The sequence below is a fragment of the Geobacter sp. genome (assembly GCA_009684525.1).
Taxonomy (GTDB): Bacteria; Desulfobacterota; Desulfuromonadia; order Geobacterales; family DSM-12255; genus Geoanaerobacter.
The window spans coordinates 18,324-34,197 of the sequence record WKKR01000006.1; the positions used below are offsets into that span (position 1 = coordinate 18,324).

The 15,874-nt window shown below is 57.9% G+C and carries 13 protein-coding genes; 12 read left to right on the plus strand and 1 reads right to left on the minus strand.

Annotated features, from left to right (window positions below):
- Positions 1 to 37: 37 nt before the first annotated feature.
- From recJ to GJT30_16340, 8 genes are all read left to right on the plus strand, one after another.
- Positions 38 to 1,819, plus strand: a complete 1,782-nt coding sequence (gene recJ / locus GJT30_16305) for a single-stranded-DNA-specific exonuclease RecJ (GenBank protein MSM41180.1) — start codon at positions 38 to 40, stop codon at positions 1,817 to 1,819.
- Positions 1,806 to 2,705 carry a cation diffusion facilitator family transporter gene (locus tag GJT30_16310; GenBank protein ID MSM41181.1) on the plus strand — a complete coding sequence of 300 codons (900 nt, stop codon included), beginning with the start codon at positions 1,806 to 1,808 and terminating at the stop codon, positions 2,703 to 2,705. The genes recJ and GJT30_16310 overlap by 14 nt, the downstream gene beginning before the upstream one ends.
- Before the next feature lie 90 nt (positions 2,706 to 2,795).
- A complete protein-coding gene (locus tag GJT30_16315; protein MSM41182.1) occupies positions 2,796 to 3,296 on the plus strand; it encodes a rubrerythrin family protein in 501 nt (166 codons plus the stop codon).
- A 425-nt stretch (positions 3,297 to 3,721) separates the two neighbouring features.
- Positions 3,722 to 4,321, plus strand: coding sequence for a TetR family transcriptional regulator (locus GJT30_16320; GenBank protein ID MSM41183.1), 600 nt, complete (start codon positions 3,722 to 3,724; stop codon positions 4,319 to 4,321).
- 327 nt (positions 4,322 to 4,648) lie between these two features.
- Positions 4,649 to 5,860: a hypothetical protein gene (locus GJT30_16325; protein ID MSM41184.1), complete on the plus strand. Its 1,212-nt coding sequence runs from the start codon at positions 4,649 to 4,651 to the stop codon at positions 5,858 to 5,860.
- A gap of 15 nt (positions 5,861 to 5,875) precedes the next feature.
- Positions 5,876 to 6,568 (plus strand): cytochrome C, encoded by a 693-nt coding sequence (locus GJT30_16330; GenBank protein ID MSM41185.1) that lies wholly within the window; start codon positions 5,876 to 5,878, stop codon positions 6,566 to 6,568.
- A gap of 33 nt (positions 6,569 to 6,601) precedes the next feature.
- A complete protein-coding gene (locus GJT30_16335) occupies positions 6,602 to 8,875 on the plus strand; it encodes a C-type polyheme cytochrome OmcB (GenBank protein ID MSM41186.1) in 2,274 nt (757 codons plus the stop codon).
- A gap of 190 nt (positions 8,876 to 9,065) precedes the next feature.
- Positions 9,066 to 10,184: a DUF3108 domain-containing protein gene (locus GJT30_16340; protein MSM41187.1), complete on the plus strand. Its 1,119-nt coding sequence runs from the start codon at positions 9,066 to 9,068 to the stop codon at positions 10,182 to 10,184.
- A gap of 115 nt (positions 10,185 to 10,299) precedes the next feature.
- Here the strand turns inward: GJT30_16340 and ubiE are convergent, their stop codons facing one another.
- Positions 10,300 to 11,007: a bifunctional demethylmenaquinone methyltransferase/2-methoxy-6-polyprenyl-1,4-benzoquinol methylase UbiE gene (gene ubiE / locus GJT30_16345; GenBank protein MSM41188.1), complete on the minus strand. Its 708-nt coding sequence runs from the start codon at positions 11,005 to 11,007 to the stop codon at positions 10,300 to 10,302.
- Between the two features lie 172 nt (positions 11,008 to 11,179).
- On the opposite strand from ubiE, the gene GJT30_16350 reads away from it, so the two are divergent.
- From GJT30_16350 to GJT30_16365, 4 genes are all read left to right on the plus strand, one after another.
- Positions 11,180 to 12,583 (plus strand): TIGR00159 family protein, encoded by a 1,404-nt coding sequence (locus GJT30_16350; protein MSM41189.1) that lies wholly within the window; start codon positions 11,180 to 11,182, stop codon positions 12,581 to 12,583.
- 95 nt (positions 12,584 to 12,678) lie between these two features.
- Complete coding sequence (locus tag GJT30_16355; protein ID MSM41190.1) at positions 12,679 to 13,713, plus strand: LysM peptidoglycan-binding domain-containing protein; 1,035 nt, start codon at positions 12,679 to 12,681, stop codon at positions 13,711 to 13,713.
- 105 nt (positions 13,714 to 13,818) lie between these two features.
- Positions 13,819 to 14,232: an NUDIX domain-containing protein gene (locus tag GJT30_16360; GenBank protein ID MSM41191.1), complete on the plus strand. Its 414-nt coding sequence runs from the start codon at positions 13,819 to 13,821 to the stop codon at positions 14,230 to 14,232.
- A complete protein-coding gene (locus GJT30_16365; protein ID MSM41192.1) occupies positions 14,210 to 15,871 on the plus strand; it encodes a radical SAM protein in 1,662 nt (553 codons plus the stop codon). The genes GJT30_16360 and GJT30_16365 overlap by 23 nt, the downstream gene beginning before the upstream one ends.
- Positions 15,872 to 15,874: the final 3 nt, after the last annotated feature.

Sequence of the window (15,874 nt, forward strand, 5' to 3'; positions counted from 1 at the left end):
GCCCCCGCTTCCGCGGGGGCTTTTTTCATGGCATATCATGCAGCCAATACACGAAAAACGATGGCGCCTGCGCGCGGCTGATCCTGGGGTAGTGCGGGGCCTGGTCGCACAGCACTCCCTGGATCCGCTCATTGCCAGGGTGCTGGTCAACCGGGGCATGGAGACTGCCGAGGCAGCGGGGCGTTTCCTGTCTCCCTCGCTTGCCGATCTTCCCGATCCCTTCCTGCTGCCGGATATGGACCGGGCAGTGGCGCGCCTTGCCCGTGCGCGGCAAGCGGGCGAAACCGTCTGCGTCTACGGCGATTACGACGTGGACGGCATCACGGCAGTGGCCCTCTTGATCGGGTTCTTCCGCACCGCGGGCATCTCCTGCCTGTACCATATCCCCCGCCGGCTGGAGGACGGTTACGGCCTCTCCGCTGATGGGTTGCAGGCGGTGGCAGCTCAGGGGGCCAGCGTGGTGGTGACCGTCGACTGCGGCATTTCGGCAGTGGCCGAGGCGGGACTTGCCGCCGACCTGGGGTTGGATCTGATCGTCACCGACCACCACACCCCAGGCCCGGCCCTCCCGGCAGCTTATGCGGTGATCAACCCGCTGCGTAGCGGATCAGCGTTTCCCTGCACCGTCCTGGCCGGCGTCGGTGTCGCCTTCAACCTGCTCCTGGCCCTTCGCAGCAGGCTCCGAGAGGAGGGTGCCTTTGCCGCCGGGGAAGAGCCGGACCTGCGGCACTATCTCGATCTGGTGGCGCTTGGGACGATTGCGGACATCGTGCCGCTTCTCGACGCTAACAGAGCATTGGTTCGAACGGGGCTGAAAGTCCTGACTGCGGCCGGCCGTCCGGGGATCGCCGCGCTGAAGGCGGTTGCCGGGGTCGACGGCGAAGTCTCCTGCGGAGCGGTCGGGTTCCGTCTTGCCCCGAGACTCAATGCAGCCGGCAGGCTTGAGGATGCCGCTGCCGGCGTGGAGCTGTTGCTCACCCAGGATCGTGCCGAGGCTGCCCGGCTGGCAGCCGAGCTCGATGCCAGCAATGCCGAGCGACAGGCCCTGGAGCGGGAGATCCTGCAGGATGCCCTGCACAGGATCGGGGAGAGTCCGGATCTGAAGGGGAGAAAGAGTATTGTCCTTGCTTCTGCCGATTGGCATCCCGGTGTGATCGGCATCGTTGCGTCGCGGGTGGTCGATCTCTACCATCGCCCCACCATCCTGATAGCGCTGCAGGAGGGGAGCGGACGCGGTTCCGGTCGGAGCATCCCCGGTTTTCACCTCTATCAGGCACTGCATGCTTGTGCCGATCATCTCCTCAAGTTCGGCGGGCATCGCCAGGCAGCCGGGCTCTCGATTGTCGAAGAGACCCTGGCCGGCTTTGTCGAGCGTTTCGATGCCGTGGTGAGTGGGGAACTGGCGAACGATGAACTGGTCCCGGATCTCTGGCTGGATGGGGAACTTTTGCCATCCGATCTCGAACTTGCGCTTGCAGAGCGGATCGCGGCACTTTCTCCCTTTGGCGCAGGGAATCCGGAGCCGCTCTTCCTCGTGCGCAATGCCCGGATCGTGGAGCGGCGCGTCCTCAAGGATGCTCATCTCAAACTGCGCCTTGCCGTGGGGGAGCGCATCTGCGAGGCGATCGGTTTTTCCCTTGCTGCCCGCGAACTGCCGGACCTGATCGACTGCGCGGTGGCGATGCAGGTAAACATCTGGAACGGCAGGCGCAGTCTGCAGTTGCGTATCAAGGATCTGCGCCCCGCAGAAGCGGCGTCCGCCGGGATCAGGGAAACGATGGTACACTCAGGTAATGGAGACGCAGATGGAGCGCTATGAACGTTTTGGCCAGGCTGACCGGGTCATTGCAGTCGGATTTTGGGTCAATGCCGTCCTGATGGTCATGAAGCTGTCTGCCGGGCATTATGGGCATTCCGAGGCGGTCTTTGCCGACGGTGTGGAAAGCGCCTGTGATTTCATCGCCATCCTTTTTACCATGATCGCCCTGCGTATAGGACGCCGTCCCTTTGACAGCAAACATCCTTATGGACATGGCAAGGCAGAGAGCATCGCCGCGATCTTCGTCGCTCTGGTGATCTTTGGCACCGGTGCCGGAATCCTTTTCAAGGCTGGCAAGACGATAATCGACGGGAACCTGCCGGAACCGCAACTGGTTGCGGTTCTTGCCGCATTTGCCACCATTGTCATCAAGGAATGCCTCTACCGGTTCTCGCGTACGGTTTCCCTGAAGCTGCAAAGCCCGGCAGTAGAAGCCATCGCAAAGGACCACCGCAAGGATGCCCTTACCTCGGTGGCTACACTGGTGGGTGTTGGCGGCGCCTACCTGGGCATGGGGATGCTTGACCCCCTGGCAGCTGCCCTGACGGCCTTCTTCATCTTCCATATCGGATTCGAGACCTTCAAAAGCGCGGCCCACGATCTTATGGACGGTCAGCCTTCCGAGGAGCTGATCCTGGCGATAACCCGTCTTGCCGAGGAGGTCGCCGGGGTGGAGCACGTCCATGAAATTCGCGGCAGACGCTCCGGCCAGTACCTGATCGTCGATCTGAAGCTGGACATGGACCCGGAAATGACGGTCAAACGGTCACACGACATCGCTACCGAGGTGAAGCGGCGGATTTTCGAGAGATTCACCAACGTGGGTGATGTGATGATCCATATCAACCCCCATGACGAGGAGCATGAAGACCTGATCCGGTTATGATGTCTGCCACGTTGCTGCTTGCGGATCCCTGCCAGAGCGGTACACTGATCCTGACTGCGCGGTCATTTCATGCCAAGGAGGTAACCTTTGATGCAACCGAGAAGCGAGCAAAACCTGAAAGACGCCTTTGCCGGAGAATCCCAGGCCAACCGAAAATACCTCGCCTTTGCCAAGCAGGCCGAGAAAGACGGGCTGCCTCAGGTTGCCAGGCTGTTCCGGGCTGCTGCCGAGGCGGAAACCATCCATGCCCATAATCACTTGCGGGCGCTCGGGGGCATCAGGTCGACCAAGGACAATCTGCTTGAGGCCATAGCCGGGGAGACCCATGAATTCAAGAGCATGTACCCGGCAATGATCGAAGCTGCCGAGGCGGAAGGGGAGAGTCAGGCGCTCCGTTCCTTTACCTATGCCAATGCCGTGGAAAAGGTCCATGCCGCGCTTTACCAGAAGGCTTTCGATGCTCTGGGGGCTCCAGCGGAGCATTTCGACTATTTTGTCTGTCCTGTCTGCGGACATACCGTGGGGCACGCAGCGCCTGAAACCTGTGAGATCTGCGGCGCCAAAGGCACCGTCTTCATCCGCATCAGTTGACCCTTCCCGGCCCCCCGACGGGTAGTGCCCGCCCGGGGGCCGGACTCTGTCCCGCCTTTTAGTCCTCGCCGCAACCGTCCCCTGCAGGCTTTTGTCCGGTCCTCTCTCGATCTCCTGCCTAAGGTTATTCGTAAAAGTGCATGCCTGGCGCCTTGACGTCAATTAGGGAAAAAAAATGCAGCCGTGTGCTTGCGCATGAAAGCTCTTGTGAAATAATGACTTGAAGTAGAATGAAAAATTTATTCAGACGTATAAAAACTACTAAATTATTTTCCTACGGGGGCGATAAAGAATAAAGGCGCCGGCCCAGAAAAAATGCCGTAGATCGAACATCTACGGTTTTTTTTGGATGTCGTGTGTTAGTAAGTGCTTACATTAGCCGGTCTGAATCATTCGTGAATTGTCGGTTCAAGGGGGAATGCATCATGGTGCCGGTCAACACCGCGACAACCCGCGATAAAATCCTGACTACAGGACTGAATCTCTTTTCCCGCAAGGGGTTTATCGCCACGACCACCCGCGAGATCGCCCGTGAAGCCGGTATTGCCGAAGTCACCCTGTTCAGGCACTTTCCTTCCAAAGAACAACTCCTCGAAGAAGTCATTACCCAGTTTTCCTTCATACCCGCCCTGAAAGCCCAGCTTGCCGAACTCAAGGACCAACCGTGCGAGGATGCGCTCGTCACCATAGCGGATACCCTTCTGGACACCTTGACCCTGCGCAAGGAATGGGTGTTATTGATGCAAGCGGAACTACGGAGAAATCCCGACAAGCTCCTGAAGGCCTATCACACCTTCCTTGATCGAATCTTTGCCAGCATTGCTGAATATTTTTGTTCTCAGCAGGACAAGGGAACCATGGGCAGTTTCAACCCCGAGATAGCCGCACGTGCCTTTTACGGCATGATTTTCAACTGTTTCTATACTGAAGAAGTGCTCCTCCGCAAACTCTACCGGAAAACTGACCGCCGGGTTGCTGTCCGGGAATTTGCCAGGCTGTTCGTGAGAGGGACGGCTTCCTGTTGAGACAGATTGGCTGTGGTGTGCTGAACGAAAAACGACAAGGAGGTGGTACGGTAAAGCGGCTGTCAAATTGCTTGGAATCATTGCCTGTAGGGCTTTTGCCCGGCGGTCATAGGGAAATGCCTGATGCAAAGGGGCGCGTTATCTCCGAAACGGGTGTATATGCAACTTTTGTTGACTATAAAACACGGATACCTTTTGTGTACTGTTTCGTGAGCCCGGTGGCGAAAAAGGTGATAAACCGGCCCGCTTCCTACTTTGGCATGGTTCGAAGCTACTGCAGATCGGTCTGTAATCGACTGATTAAATTTCGGAAAGGAGGTTAGTTTGATGGGGGTATACCTAAAGCGCATGCTTCTGCTTATGTCCTTCTTCTGCTGCTCCACGTCGGTGTGGGGTGCAGAGATACACGGCAGAAGCTCCACTCAGTTCATGTTTTTCCAGAATGAATTACTGGAACGTCGACAGGCAGAAGTGGCAGAGTACCTACGTATTGCCATCACTAACATCGACAAGGACGGCAAGTTCAACATCTACGGCTATGGCCGGGCAAACCAGGATTTCAATGCTGGTGAGGGGGGCGGGATGAGGTTGTACTACCTCTACGGCGACTATCGCAACCTCTTCGACAAGGTAGATTTCCGTATCGGTCGCCAGTTTGTCAATCTTGCCGCAGGGTCTGCCATCATCGATGGCGCCCAAGTGACATTGAAAAATGTCGGGCCCGTTGCCTTCACGGTCCTTGGCGGTCGGGATGTCATCTTCGGCGAAACCGGCGAACTGGGCGACGGCACTAATACCGCCCTTGGCCTTGCTGCCAATCTCGAGGGTTTCCAGAAAACGGACCTGGAACTCTCCTGGTTCCGCAAATACGACCAGGGAGATATCGCCCGGGACCAACTGGGGGCATCATTCAAGCAGTATTTGCTGAATTCTGTCAGGCTGTATGGGAATGCTCGCTACGACCTGGTGACCGAAACATTCAACGAGGTGCTGGCAGGCGTCAAATACTTCCCCACGGCCAACCTGATCTTTACCGGAGAGTGGTTCCAGAGCTATCCTACCTTCGACACGACCTCGATTTATTCGGTCTTTGCCGTCGACCGGTACCAGGAAGCCCTGTTCCGGGTAGATTACACCATCAACGACATGGTTTCGGTTAACGGTGGCTATACTCGCGAGTTTTTCGAAGAGGATGGAGTTTCCAACGTCTATCACGTCGGGGTTGGGCTGCGCCCCATCGAACCCCTGCGTCTTAACGTCGAGTATGACAATCGCCAGGGTTACAACGGCAGCCTGAGCGGCGTCATGGTCGATGCCGCCTACGATCTGAACGGCAAGTTCGAACTGGCGGGCGGTTTTACCTATGACGCCTACCAGCGCGACAGTCTTACCAATGAGGAGATCGCCCGTCGCTACTGGTTGGGAGGAAAGTACAAACTCGCCAAGAACATGGCCGTATCGGGCCGGATTCAGAACGACGTGAACGTTCATTACGAGGAAAACGTCAGCGGCCGGCTGGGGTTTGACTATGACTTCTAGAAAGGAGGGACACCTGTGAAGAAGTTTTGTTTTCTGATTTTCATCGGCGTGCTTTCCGTTCTGTATGTCCAGCAGGCGGCAGCCCAGAAGCAGTCCCACAAGGACTATGCGGATATGAAGCTGTCCGATTGCAATGACTGCCACAAAAGCGAAGGGATAGCGCCCAACCATGATGCCGACTGGGTTCGGGGGCATCGTACAGTGGCGAGTCGTGCTGGCCATAATTGCGGAGAGTGCCATAAGCAGTCGTTCTGTCTTGACTGTCATTCGGGTGGCGGCATTGATGCCAAACTCGAAACAGATGCGGCACGGTTGAATTACATTCCCAAGAGTCACCGCAGCGATTTCATCAGCATCCATCCGATCAAGGCCCAGGATAACCCGCAATCCTGCAAGCGCTGTCACGATCAGAAATACTGCAACGAATGCCACAGCCGCTTCCCGAAGGGGAGTCTGAGGATCAAGTCACATATGATGCTCGGGGCGGACGGGCAGGGATATTCGCCGGCAAATGCCTCTGAACACGCAACAGAAGCAAGGCGGAATCTGCAGTCGTGCGCATCGTGTCACCCGGAAGGGGATGTCTGCATCCAGTGCCATTCGAGCGGCAAGGTGCGTCCCCATCCGAAGAGCTGGAGAGCCGGGAACTTCCGCGAGCGGACCGACGGCAAGGTATGCCGCAAGTGCCATCTGCCGGGGACTTATTAATTTCAAGGCTATATCACGCAAGGAGGAAACAGCATGAGTAGAAAAGCATTCAAGTATTCTGCATTACTTGCATCTGTACTGTTGGCAGCGGCGCTCGGTGGCTGCGGTTCCGACAGCAGAGAATCGGGGGCGTCGCTGGACAGCGTTGCCAAGGTTGGCGATACTGCCTGTATTCAGTGCCACAGTGCCGTTACCGAAGCCCTGACGGGCGAAAGCATCGTTGCCCAGTACCAGCAGAACTCCCCCCACAACCAGGATGGCCTCGGCTGCGAGAGCTGTCACGGTGGCGGGGCCATGCACAACGGCGTCGGACCGATCCCGTATCCCGCTCCCGATGCGAACCGGTGCGCTGCCTGCCATGACGGCGTCACATCCTTTACGGTCGCCGGCGTGGCAACGGTTGCCCCGGCAACGAACGCCAACACGGAATTTGCTACCTCCAACCATGCCACCGGTACCCCGTCGCATACCACGACTGCTCTTTGTACGCGCTGCCACACCCATGAGACCGCAGTGCTCTCCAACCAGTCGGGCTATACCGGCGAACTGGCATCCGGGACTATTGGCGCCACAACCTACCCCGGCGTGCTGGATAATGCCGCCTATGGACCGCCTGTGGTAACTACGGGCTACACCGCTTTCAAGTGCGAAACCTGCCATCAGCATGGCGCAGGCTTGCGCGGCATAAAGGCCCGCGACATCGCCGGCAATATCGTGCTCTGGAACCCGAGCAAGAGCGGCAGGACCGACCAGTTCAACCTCTGTACCAGCTGCCACAACCTGTACAACTACAACCAGACCAGGGTAATCGCCTCGAACACTGCCGCCTCAGGCACGCTGAAGTACGAGCACAACACCCGTTGGAACAGGACCCTTGTCAGCACCCACAAGGAAAAGACGATGGTAAATATGTTGACGCTGCCGTTCGCCAACATGACCTCCATGAACCCTGCTGACCACAGCAATACGCTGATCACCGGTTATGCCCTCCGCCTGACCAATACTACCGATGCCAGCTACAAAGGACCGTGCTTCGACTGTCACGGCCACGAGTCCAAGACCAACACCGGCGGGTCGGCGCCTGCAGCTGCCAGTTCCACGATTCACACGGACTGGGCTCAGTCGGGCCATGCCGGTGGGCTGCTGACCGCCAAGTATACCGCAGGAGCGGGTAACCTGAGGACTGCGGCAGAGTTGGATGCGGTTACTGCCGCTTATGTCGACACCAACACCAACTCCTGGAGCCATTACAACTGGGACGACAACTCCACCCGCGGCGATTGCCAGATGTGCCATACCGCAACCGGTATCTCCAACTACCTGGTGAACCAGACCACCGACCTTACGGGGTATGTGGCAACCAGCTCGTCGTCGCCCAACACCTATAGCCACCTGGCTTCTTGGAATGCCACCGGCGGATCAAACCGGCAGAATGAGCTCCTCTACTGCTGGGGCTGCCATAAGGATGCCGGTACGGGCGCTCTGCGCAATACCAGCCAGGCCATCCTCTCCTTCACTCTGAACAGCCAGCCCATTATCATTGCCGGCACCGGCAAGTCCACTGCCTGCGTGGTCTGCCATGGCGGACGTGGCAGCGCCACAGCAGCTGCAATTGGTGGTCGTAGCTCTCGATTCAATGGGCATCATGCACCGACAGCCGGGGTACTCTACAGCGCCCAGACCCACATCGGTTATGAATATGCCGGTCTGAGCTACGCAAACCCGAGCTTCTTTGCCCACGACAAGATCGGCCTGAATGCCGATGGCGCCTGCGCATCCTGTCATATGGCTCCGGCAGTCTCTGATGGCAAGCCGAGCCATACCTTCGCATCGGTTACCTTGACCGGTACAACCATAACCGCCATCAACAACCAGGCTCTCTGCAATACCTGCCATACTCCGGGTGGTCAGTATGAAATGACACCGACAAAACTTGAGGAAGAGAAGGCCGGGTATACCCAGGCCTCCACCATCCTGAACAACTATGTGTCTAACCTTGCCGGTTATCTCAACTACCTCGGCTATGCAATCACCTCGTCCAACTACAACAACCAGGTGCCTGCACAGCCGGTATCCGACAACGACTACGGCGCATACCAGAACGGCAAACTTATCGGCGATGAGCCCTGCGCCTATGTGCACAACCGTTACTATGCCAAGCGGTTGGTCTTCGACTCCATCGACTGGATGGACAACGGTGTGCTGAACGGCACCATATCCATCGATGCGACCACCTACCCTGATGCAGCACTCTGGTTCGGCGCACCTGCCGGAACCACCGGGGCCTATACGGCATCGCGTCCTTAGTCTACGAGATGTAATGCCTCTAACCGCCGGGCTCCCTTGGGAGCCCGGCTTTTTCATTCGTGCGCCGGTTCGTAGGTCACCCGGTTAAGGGTCGTAACAACTTGATGCATTCATGAGAGCCTCTTCTCAAAAATTTGGATCGCCGGCGTCATTCATCCTTTATTCCCTGTTGGTGCACCTGGTTGTTAGCATGGGCATGGGATGGTTCGATCCGTTTGCCTTCCGTGCGCCGGTTCCGCTCCTGCCCGCGATCAGTGCCGACCTCCTGGCTGAGGTCCCTGTTGTTCCTGCGGGGAAAGCGGGGGGCATGACGGACGCCCGCCATGCCAGAGCACTGGTTGGTGCTGGATTTCGGGGCAATACGCCGAGTGCCGCTGAGTCGAAACCCGGCAGCCTCCTCGCTACTCCCGCAATACATGAGGTCGCACCGCTTCCGGAAAGTGCCCCCCATCCCGTGATGGACCCGGAACCAGAGGTTGCCTGCGATACGAAGAAGCCACCGTCCTCTCCGGAAAACCGGACCGATCCTGCTCGTCCCCCTGCCGTTGCCGGGTCTGCTGCCGTTTTGCCACAGAAGTCAATACGTCGGGGTGACGAGTTTGTGCCGCTGGCCCGTGAAAAGCTCACCTACAGGATCATTCTCTACGGCGTGCCGGTCGGCACGGCGGTGATGGACGCGACAAACCGCAACGGCGAGGTACGGATCTCGACCCGGATCACCTCCAATCCCTTCATCTCCGGCATCTATCCGGTGGATGTCTCTGTCGATACCCGGCTGATCAAGGGAAACTACCTGCTCACCAGGATCAGACAGCACGAAGGCGAGTTTACCGGTGACAGCGGTTTTACGTTGATGTTGCGGGAGAAGAACGCCTTCTGGGTTGACCGCCTGCACAATCGCTATGCCAACCATCCGCTTCCCCGGGATGACGTGATGGATCTGGTTTCTGGCTTCTACTACCTGCGCAGCCAGCCGTTGGCGGTGGGCAAGCAGGTGTTGCTGCACCTCTTTGACAGTAAAGAATATGCGGCGACGAGCGTTGATATCCTCCGGCGTGAGCAGCTCCATCTGCGTGGTTTTCGCGAGGTTGATACACTGGTGGTTCATCCGTTGCTGAAAACGGCCGGTTTTTTCCGCCGGACCGGAGATATCCTTATCTGGCTGACAGACGACCTGTACCGGGTGCCGGTCCGGATGGAGACTTCTATCGCGCTCGGTCGTGTCACTGCGGAACTTGTTTCGGCAGAAGGAGAACGGGAAGGGGGGGAGAAAATCCCTTCGTATGTCGAGGTTCGGGCTGGGGAATAACGATTATTCGCACGGAATGGCGCGGAACGAGACTGCGACGTGCATTATCCTCGTGGAGGATATCTCCGGGGATGCGGGATTGCGGGTCTTTTAACGGAAGATACCGGAGGGTGCGCTATTTCTCGCCTACATAGACCGTGGCGATGCCGAAGGTGAGGTCATGGTGGGTGACGTTGCGGAAGCCGGCAGTCGCCATCAGCCCCTTGAATGCATCGCGGGAGGGGAACTCCAGCACCGAATCGGGGAGGTACTGATAGGCGCTCTTCCGGGAAAATAGGCCGCCGATACGGGGGAGTACCGTGAGGAAGTAGAAGCGGTAGAGCCGCTCGAACAGGGGCGAGGCAGGCATGGAGAATTCGAGGATTACTGCCCTGCCTCCCGGTTTCAGGACGCGGTGCATCTCCTTGAGCCCCTGGGGGCGATCTACCACGTTGCGGATGCCAAAGGCGATGGTGATGCTGTCGAAGCGACCATCGGCAAACGGGAGAGCCTCGCAGGGGGCGATCTCGAAGCTGATCCGGCCGGCATAGGGTGATGATGCAACCTTCTGTCTGCCGATTTCCACCATCTCGCGGCTTACGTCCGCCCCGACGATGGTAATGTCGGCGCTCTTCTGCCGGGCGATTTCCAGGGCAACGTCGCCGGTGCCGGTGGCGATGTCGAGCACTTCACCCCTGGGGGTGGTTTTTATCTTGCTCACCGCAAAACGTCGCCAGCGACGATCAATCCCCAGCGACAGTACGCGGTTCAGAAAGTCGTAGCGCGGCGCGATGGCGTCGAACATGTCGCGGATCCGCTCTCCTTTTTCCGTTAGCCTGTACATCAATTTAACCTACCCTTCGAAATGGAAGCATGCTACATTTTGCTGCGGCGGCGTCATGCTCCAGTCGGCACCGCCAGACGTTATTAGCACAATCGACCCGACCGCACCAGCAAAAATATCCTCTGCTGGCGTGTTGATCCTCCGGGTGATGCTGCAACGGTAAGGAAACGGGATGCCCTACATCCGCCCCCAGGACATAATCGACATCATCATCATGACGGTCCTTGTTTACCAGCTGTACAGCTGGTTCAAGAACACCAAGGCCTTCCAGATCGTTCTCGGTCTTGGTTTTCTGGGGCTCCTCTATGTGGTGACGAGAAACCTCGGCCTCTTCATGACCAGCTGGATCCTGCAGGAACTGGGAACGGTTATCTTCATTGTCATCATCGTCATCTTCCAGACCGAGATCCGCCAGGCGCTCTATCGATTCAGTCTGCTGCGCAATTTTTTCGGCCGTCAGGAAACCACGCAGCAGGTCGATCTCATCGAGCTGGCCAATGCCGTCTTCTCTCTTGCTGCGGAGCGGACCGGTGCCATCATCGTTTTCCAGCGGAGGGAGCCGCTCGACGAATATCTCCTGAACGGTGTTCCCCTTGATGGCGTAATCAGCAGCCAGCTCATCGGCTCGATCTTCCGTGACGGTACGCCGCTGCACGATGGTGCCGTGGTCATCAGGGAAGGGCGGATCTCCCAGGCTTCCTGCCATTTGCCACTTTCCCTGAACAGTGATCTGCCACGATATCTCGGTACGCGGCACCGTGCAGGTCTCGGCCTTACCGAGCGATCCGATGCTCTGGTGGTCATAGTCTCCGAAGAGCGGGGCGAGGTTTCTCTGGCCATGTCCGGTGAACTCGAACGGGTAGAAACACCTGAGCTCTTAGCAGAACGTCTGCATGAACTCCTGGTGGCGGTAACCCCGGTCATGGAAAAGCTGTCGCTACGAGACCGCCTGCTTCGCAATTTCTGGCCCAAGTTGCTCATATTCTCTCTGGTGGTGGTCAGCTGGCTGATCATCACGGTGAAGCAGGGGGGCGTGGTCACGGTCACCGCTCCGCTCAAGTTTCACAACCTTCCTGACGAAGTAATATTGGTACGGAGCGTCCCAGAAGAGGTTGAGGTGCAGCTGAATGTCTTCTCCAGCCTGGTTTCCTCACCCAAGCAGCTCGACATCGTAGCCGACATCAATCTGGCCAAGGTCAAGGATGGCACCTGTACCCTGCCGATCCGGACCGACGATTTCCAGTTACCACTGGGGGTGATCGTGACCGGTGTCAACCCCTCGACGGTGAAAGTTACCACCGACCGGAAGATCCGGAAGCAGCTCAGGGTCAAGGTCAAGACCATCGGGCGGCTGCCCGGACGGGAAAAGCTCCGCAAAATAACAGCAGATCCGTTGACGGTAGTGGCCGAAGGACCGGCATCGGTTCTCGACCGGCTCGAAGAGGTAGAGACGGAAGCCCTTGATCTGTCGGGAATTCGCCAGAGCTCAACGCTGGAGAGACCAGTGCAGCGACCTGCACCGCTGGTCAGGATCCTTTATGATGGCCAGGTGAAAGTAGGCGTAATTACTAAGTAATGTTAACTTTAGGCGTTAAGAGGCTTGACAAGTGAGGCTAGTTGTTATATTAATGTTTGGCCTCTTGAAAATTAATAAAACAAGAAGGAGGGAGCATGCGGAACTGTCTACGAGTCATGGTACTCGGTATATGTCTGGCTGTAATTCCTTCTCTGTCATTTGCAGCGAAAACACATAAAGTCAAGCGGAACGATACCCTCTATTCCCTTGCCCGCAAATATAATGTCTCCGTTCATGATCTGAAGCGCGCGAACAACCTGGTGAGCGCCCAGGTCAAAAAAGGCGACACCCTGGTCATCCCCCTCAAACGTCCCACACGCGTCGCCGATGCCGATGCCGAAAATACCAAGCCCACTGTCTATAAAGTAAAGCGCAGCGAAACATTGGCCAGGATCGCCAAGAAGACCGGTGTGTCGGTGAAGGAGCTCAAGCGCCTCAACCACCTTGCCGGCAAACGGGTCAAGGCCGGACAGGTCCTGGCGTTGCGAGAAGAGGAGCAGCCGGTAGCGGATGCCCAACCCAAGACGTCCAAGCGGTATTCGCTGCGGTACGCAGATCTGTTCAGTGAGAAGGATTACGAACAGAGCCTGGCGGATCTCGGTGAGCCCGATCCGAGCCGGCCTGGCGAGCAGAAGCAGGACGAGGCCAAGGGGGACGGTGTCAAGCAGCTCAAGAGCGCAGCCTATGGTTTCCTCGGCACCAGGTATCGTTTTGGCGGCAACTCGCGCAATGGCCTCGACTGTTCTGCATTCGTGCAGAAGGTGTTCCGTGAACTTGATGTATCTTTGCCCCGCAGTGCCCGTGAGCAGTTCGAGGTCGGCAGCGAAGTTACTCCGGGTGACCTGCAGAAAGGCGACCTGGTTTTCTTCCGCACCTATGCATCGTTTCCGTCGCATGTGGGAATCTACCTCGGCAATAACCGGATGATTCACGCCTCCTCCCGTGACCGGCGGGTTGTCATCTCCACTCTGAATACCCAGTATTATCGCGCCCGCTTCATTGGTGCCAAGCGAATTGCCAAGATCAATCCCGATGTGTTCAAGTTCGATGACTTGCTGCTCGGCATCGAGGAAGAATCGCCGAATGACGTGGACAATAATGATACCCTGGGGATTTCGCTCAATAACTGATGTTGCCCGTCACTGTTTCCAAAATCCGGCCTTTGAAGGCCGGATTTTTTTTTGATGGCACATGCTGTCGATTACGCGACCCGCAATTTTGCCGGGAGGATCATCATGTCTCCATTACTGGTTACCGCTGCCATCATTCAGCTGAACGGGAAAATCCTCTTGACGCAACGCCGTCCCGATGCTCCCTACCCCGATTACTGGGAGTTCCCCGGCGGCAAACTGGAGCCCGACGAGGACCCGCGGGATTGTATCGTGCGCGAACTGAGGGAGGAATTGGGGATCACCATCGAGGTGCGGCATATCTTTGATGTGATCTATTACCGGTATCCGGAACGGACCGTGCTGGTCATGGCCTACAGGTGCGACTGGTGTTCCGGCGACATCGTCGACCTGGAGGTGGCTGCCCACGCCTGGGTCTCGGCCGGAGACCTGGCTGCTTACCGGCTCCTGCCGGCAGATTTGCCGCTGGCGGCACGGTTGACACGGGAAGAGGACAATGCGGATCTGGCTCGCCTATAAGGCACACGCGGAAGGGGCTGGAGATCCGTTCACATCGCTCTTGCCGGTCGGACTTATCTCCATCCAGGGCATGCTCCGGGATGCCGGGTATGATGCGCGGCTCGTCAACCTGTCTCGCCTGGGGCACGAAGAGATCGTCTCTCTGTTGAAAGCCGATCAACCTGCAATCGTCGGGTTATCCCAGTTTACCCACAATCGCCACGAGACCATCGCCTGTGCACGGCTTGTCAAAAAGCTGGTTCCCGGATGCTTCGTCGTGCTCGGCGGTCCCCATGCCACGCACCGTTGCTGGGAAATCCTGGATTCAGCCCCGGAAGTGGATGCGATTGTCGTGGGAGAAGGGGAGTCTGCCATGCTCGATCTGGTGCGTTGCGTGTCCGGCGGTTCCGAAGGCATGGAACGTCTGGCAGGCATTGCATTCCGTCAGGGCAACGCGGTGCTGACAACCCCTGAACGATCGGCCCTGGTCGATATCAATACTATTACTCTGAATCCCGCGTATCTGGACGATGCCGTGGGAGTCGATCCTCGCCGGCAGCTGGAATTCATTGTGACTTCCCGCGGCTGCCCCGGCAGGTGCCGTTTCTGTTCCTCCCCCCATTTCTGGGGGAAAAGGCTCCGCTTTCGTTCTCCCGATGCCATCATTGCCGAGATCCGCACCCTGCGGGACCGGTATGGCCTCATCTACTTCTCCATCCGGGACGACACGTTCACGGCAGACCGCCACCGGGTGCGGGAGTTTTGCCGGATGCTCCTTGAGGAGCGGCTGTTCATCCTCTGGAACTGTCAATCCAGGGTCAACGCGGTTGATCCGGAGATGCTCGGCTGGATGAAACGGGCTGGGTGCGAATGCATTCAGTTCGGTATCGAATCGGGTTCCCCGCGGATGCTTTCGGCCCTGGGGAAACAGATCACGCCCGAGCAGGTGAGAGGAGCGGCCCGGTCGGTTCGCCAGGTCGGGATGAACCTGTCGGTCTACCTGATCTCCGGCATACCCGGAGAAGAAGAAACGGACCTGCAGGAAACCATTGGACTCATAAGCGAGATCCGGCCCCATGACGGCCAGGTCTCGCCGCTGGTCTATTATCCCGGCACGGCGCTGTTCGCTGATGCCGTAAACAAAGGGCTGGTTGCCGCGGATCTGTTCGAGCGAGAGCAGGGTGATGCCTGCCTGGTGCGGCACGACCGCTTCCCTGATCGTTCTGCCCGACAGCAGCTTGCCGCGCTCTCCCGGAGCGGTGAGCAGAGCGGATATGTACGGAGCGATTTTGCGCGGCAGAAGGAGATGCTCGGGTATTGTCATGCAACGAACCTTCTGGCCGGAGAGTTTTTCGACAGAACGGGCAAGCATGGGTTGGCTGAGAGGGAATACCGCGAGATCGTCTCCCTGGAGCCGGACAATCCCTGGGGGTGGCTTGCCTTGGGAGAGTTCTACGGACAGGCGGGACGGCTGGCGCAGGCTCGGCAAGCTTTTGTGCAGCTCTGCCGGACGGTGCCGAACCATGCTCCTGGCTATAGTGCCTTGGGGGAGATCTTCAGGTTGGAGGGAAACGAACGCGAAGCGATACGGCAGTTCAGCCTCGCATCGGAACTGGACCCGTTTGACGAGGCCGCACGTGCTGCCATTGCAAACGGGTGAGAC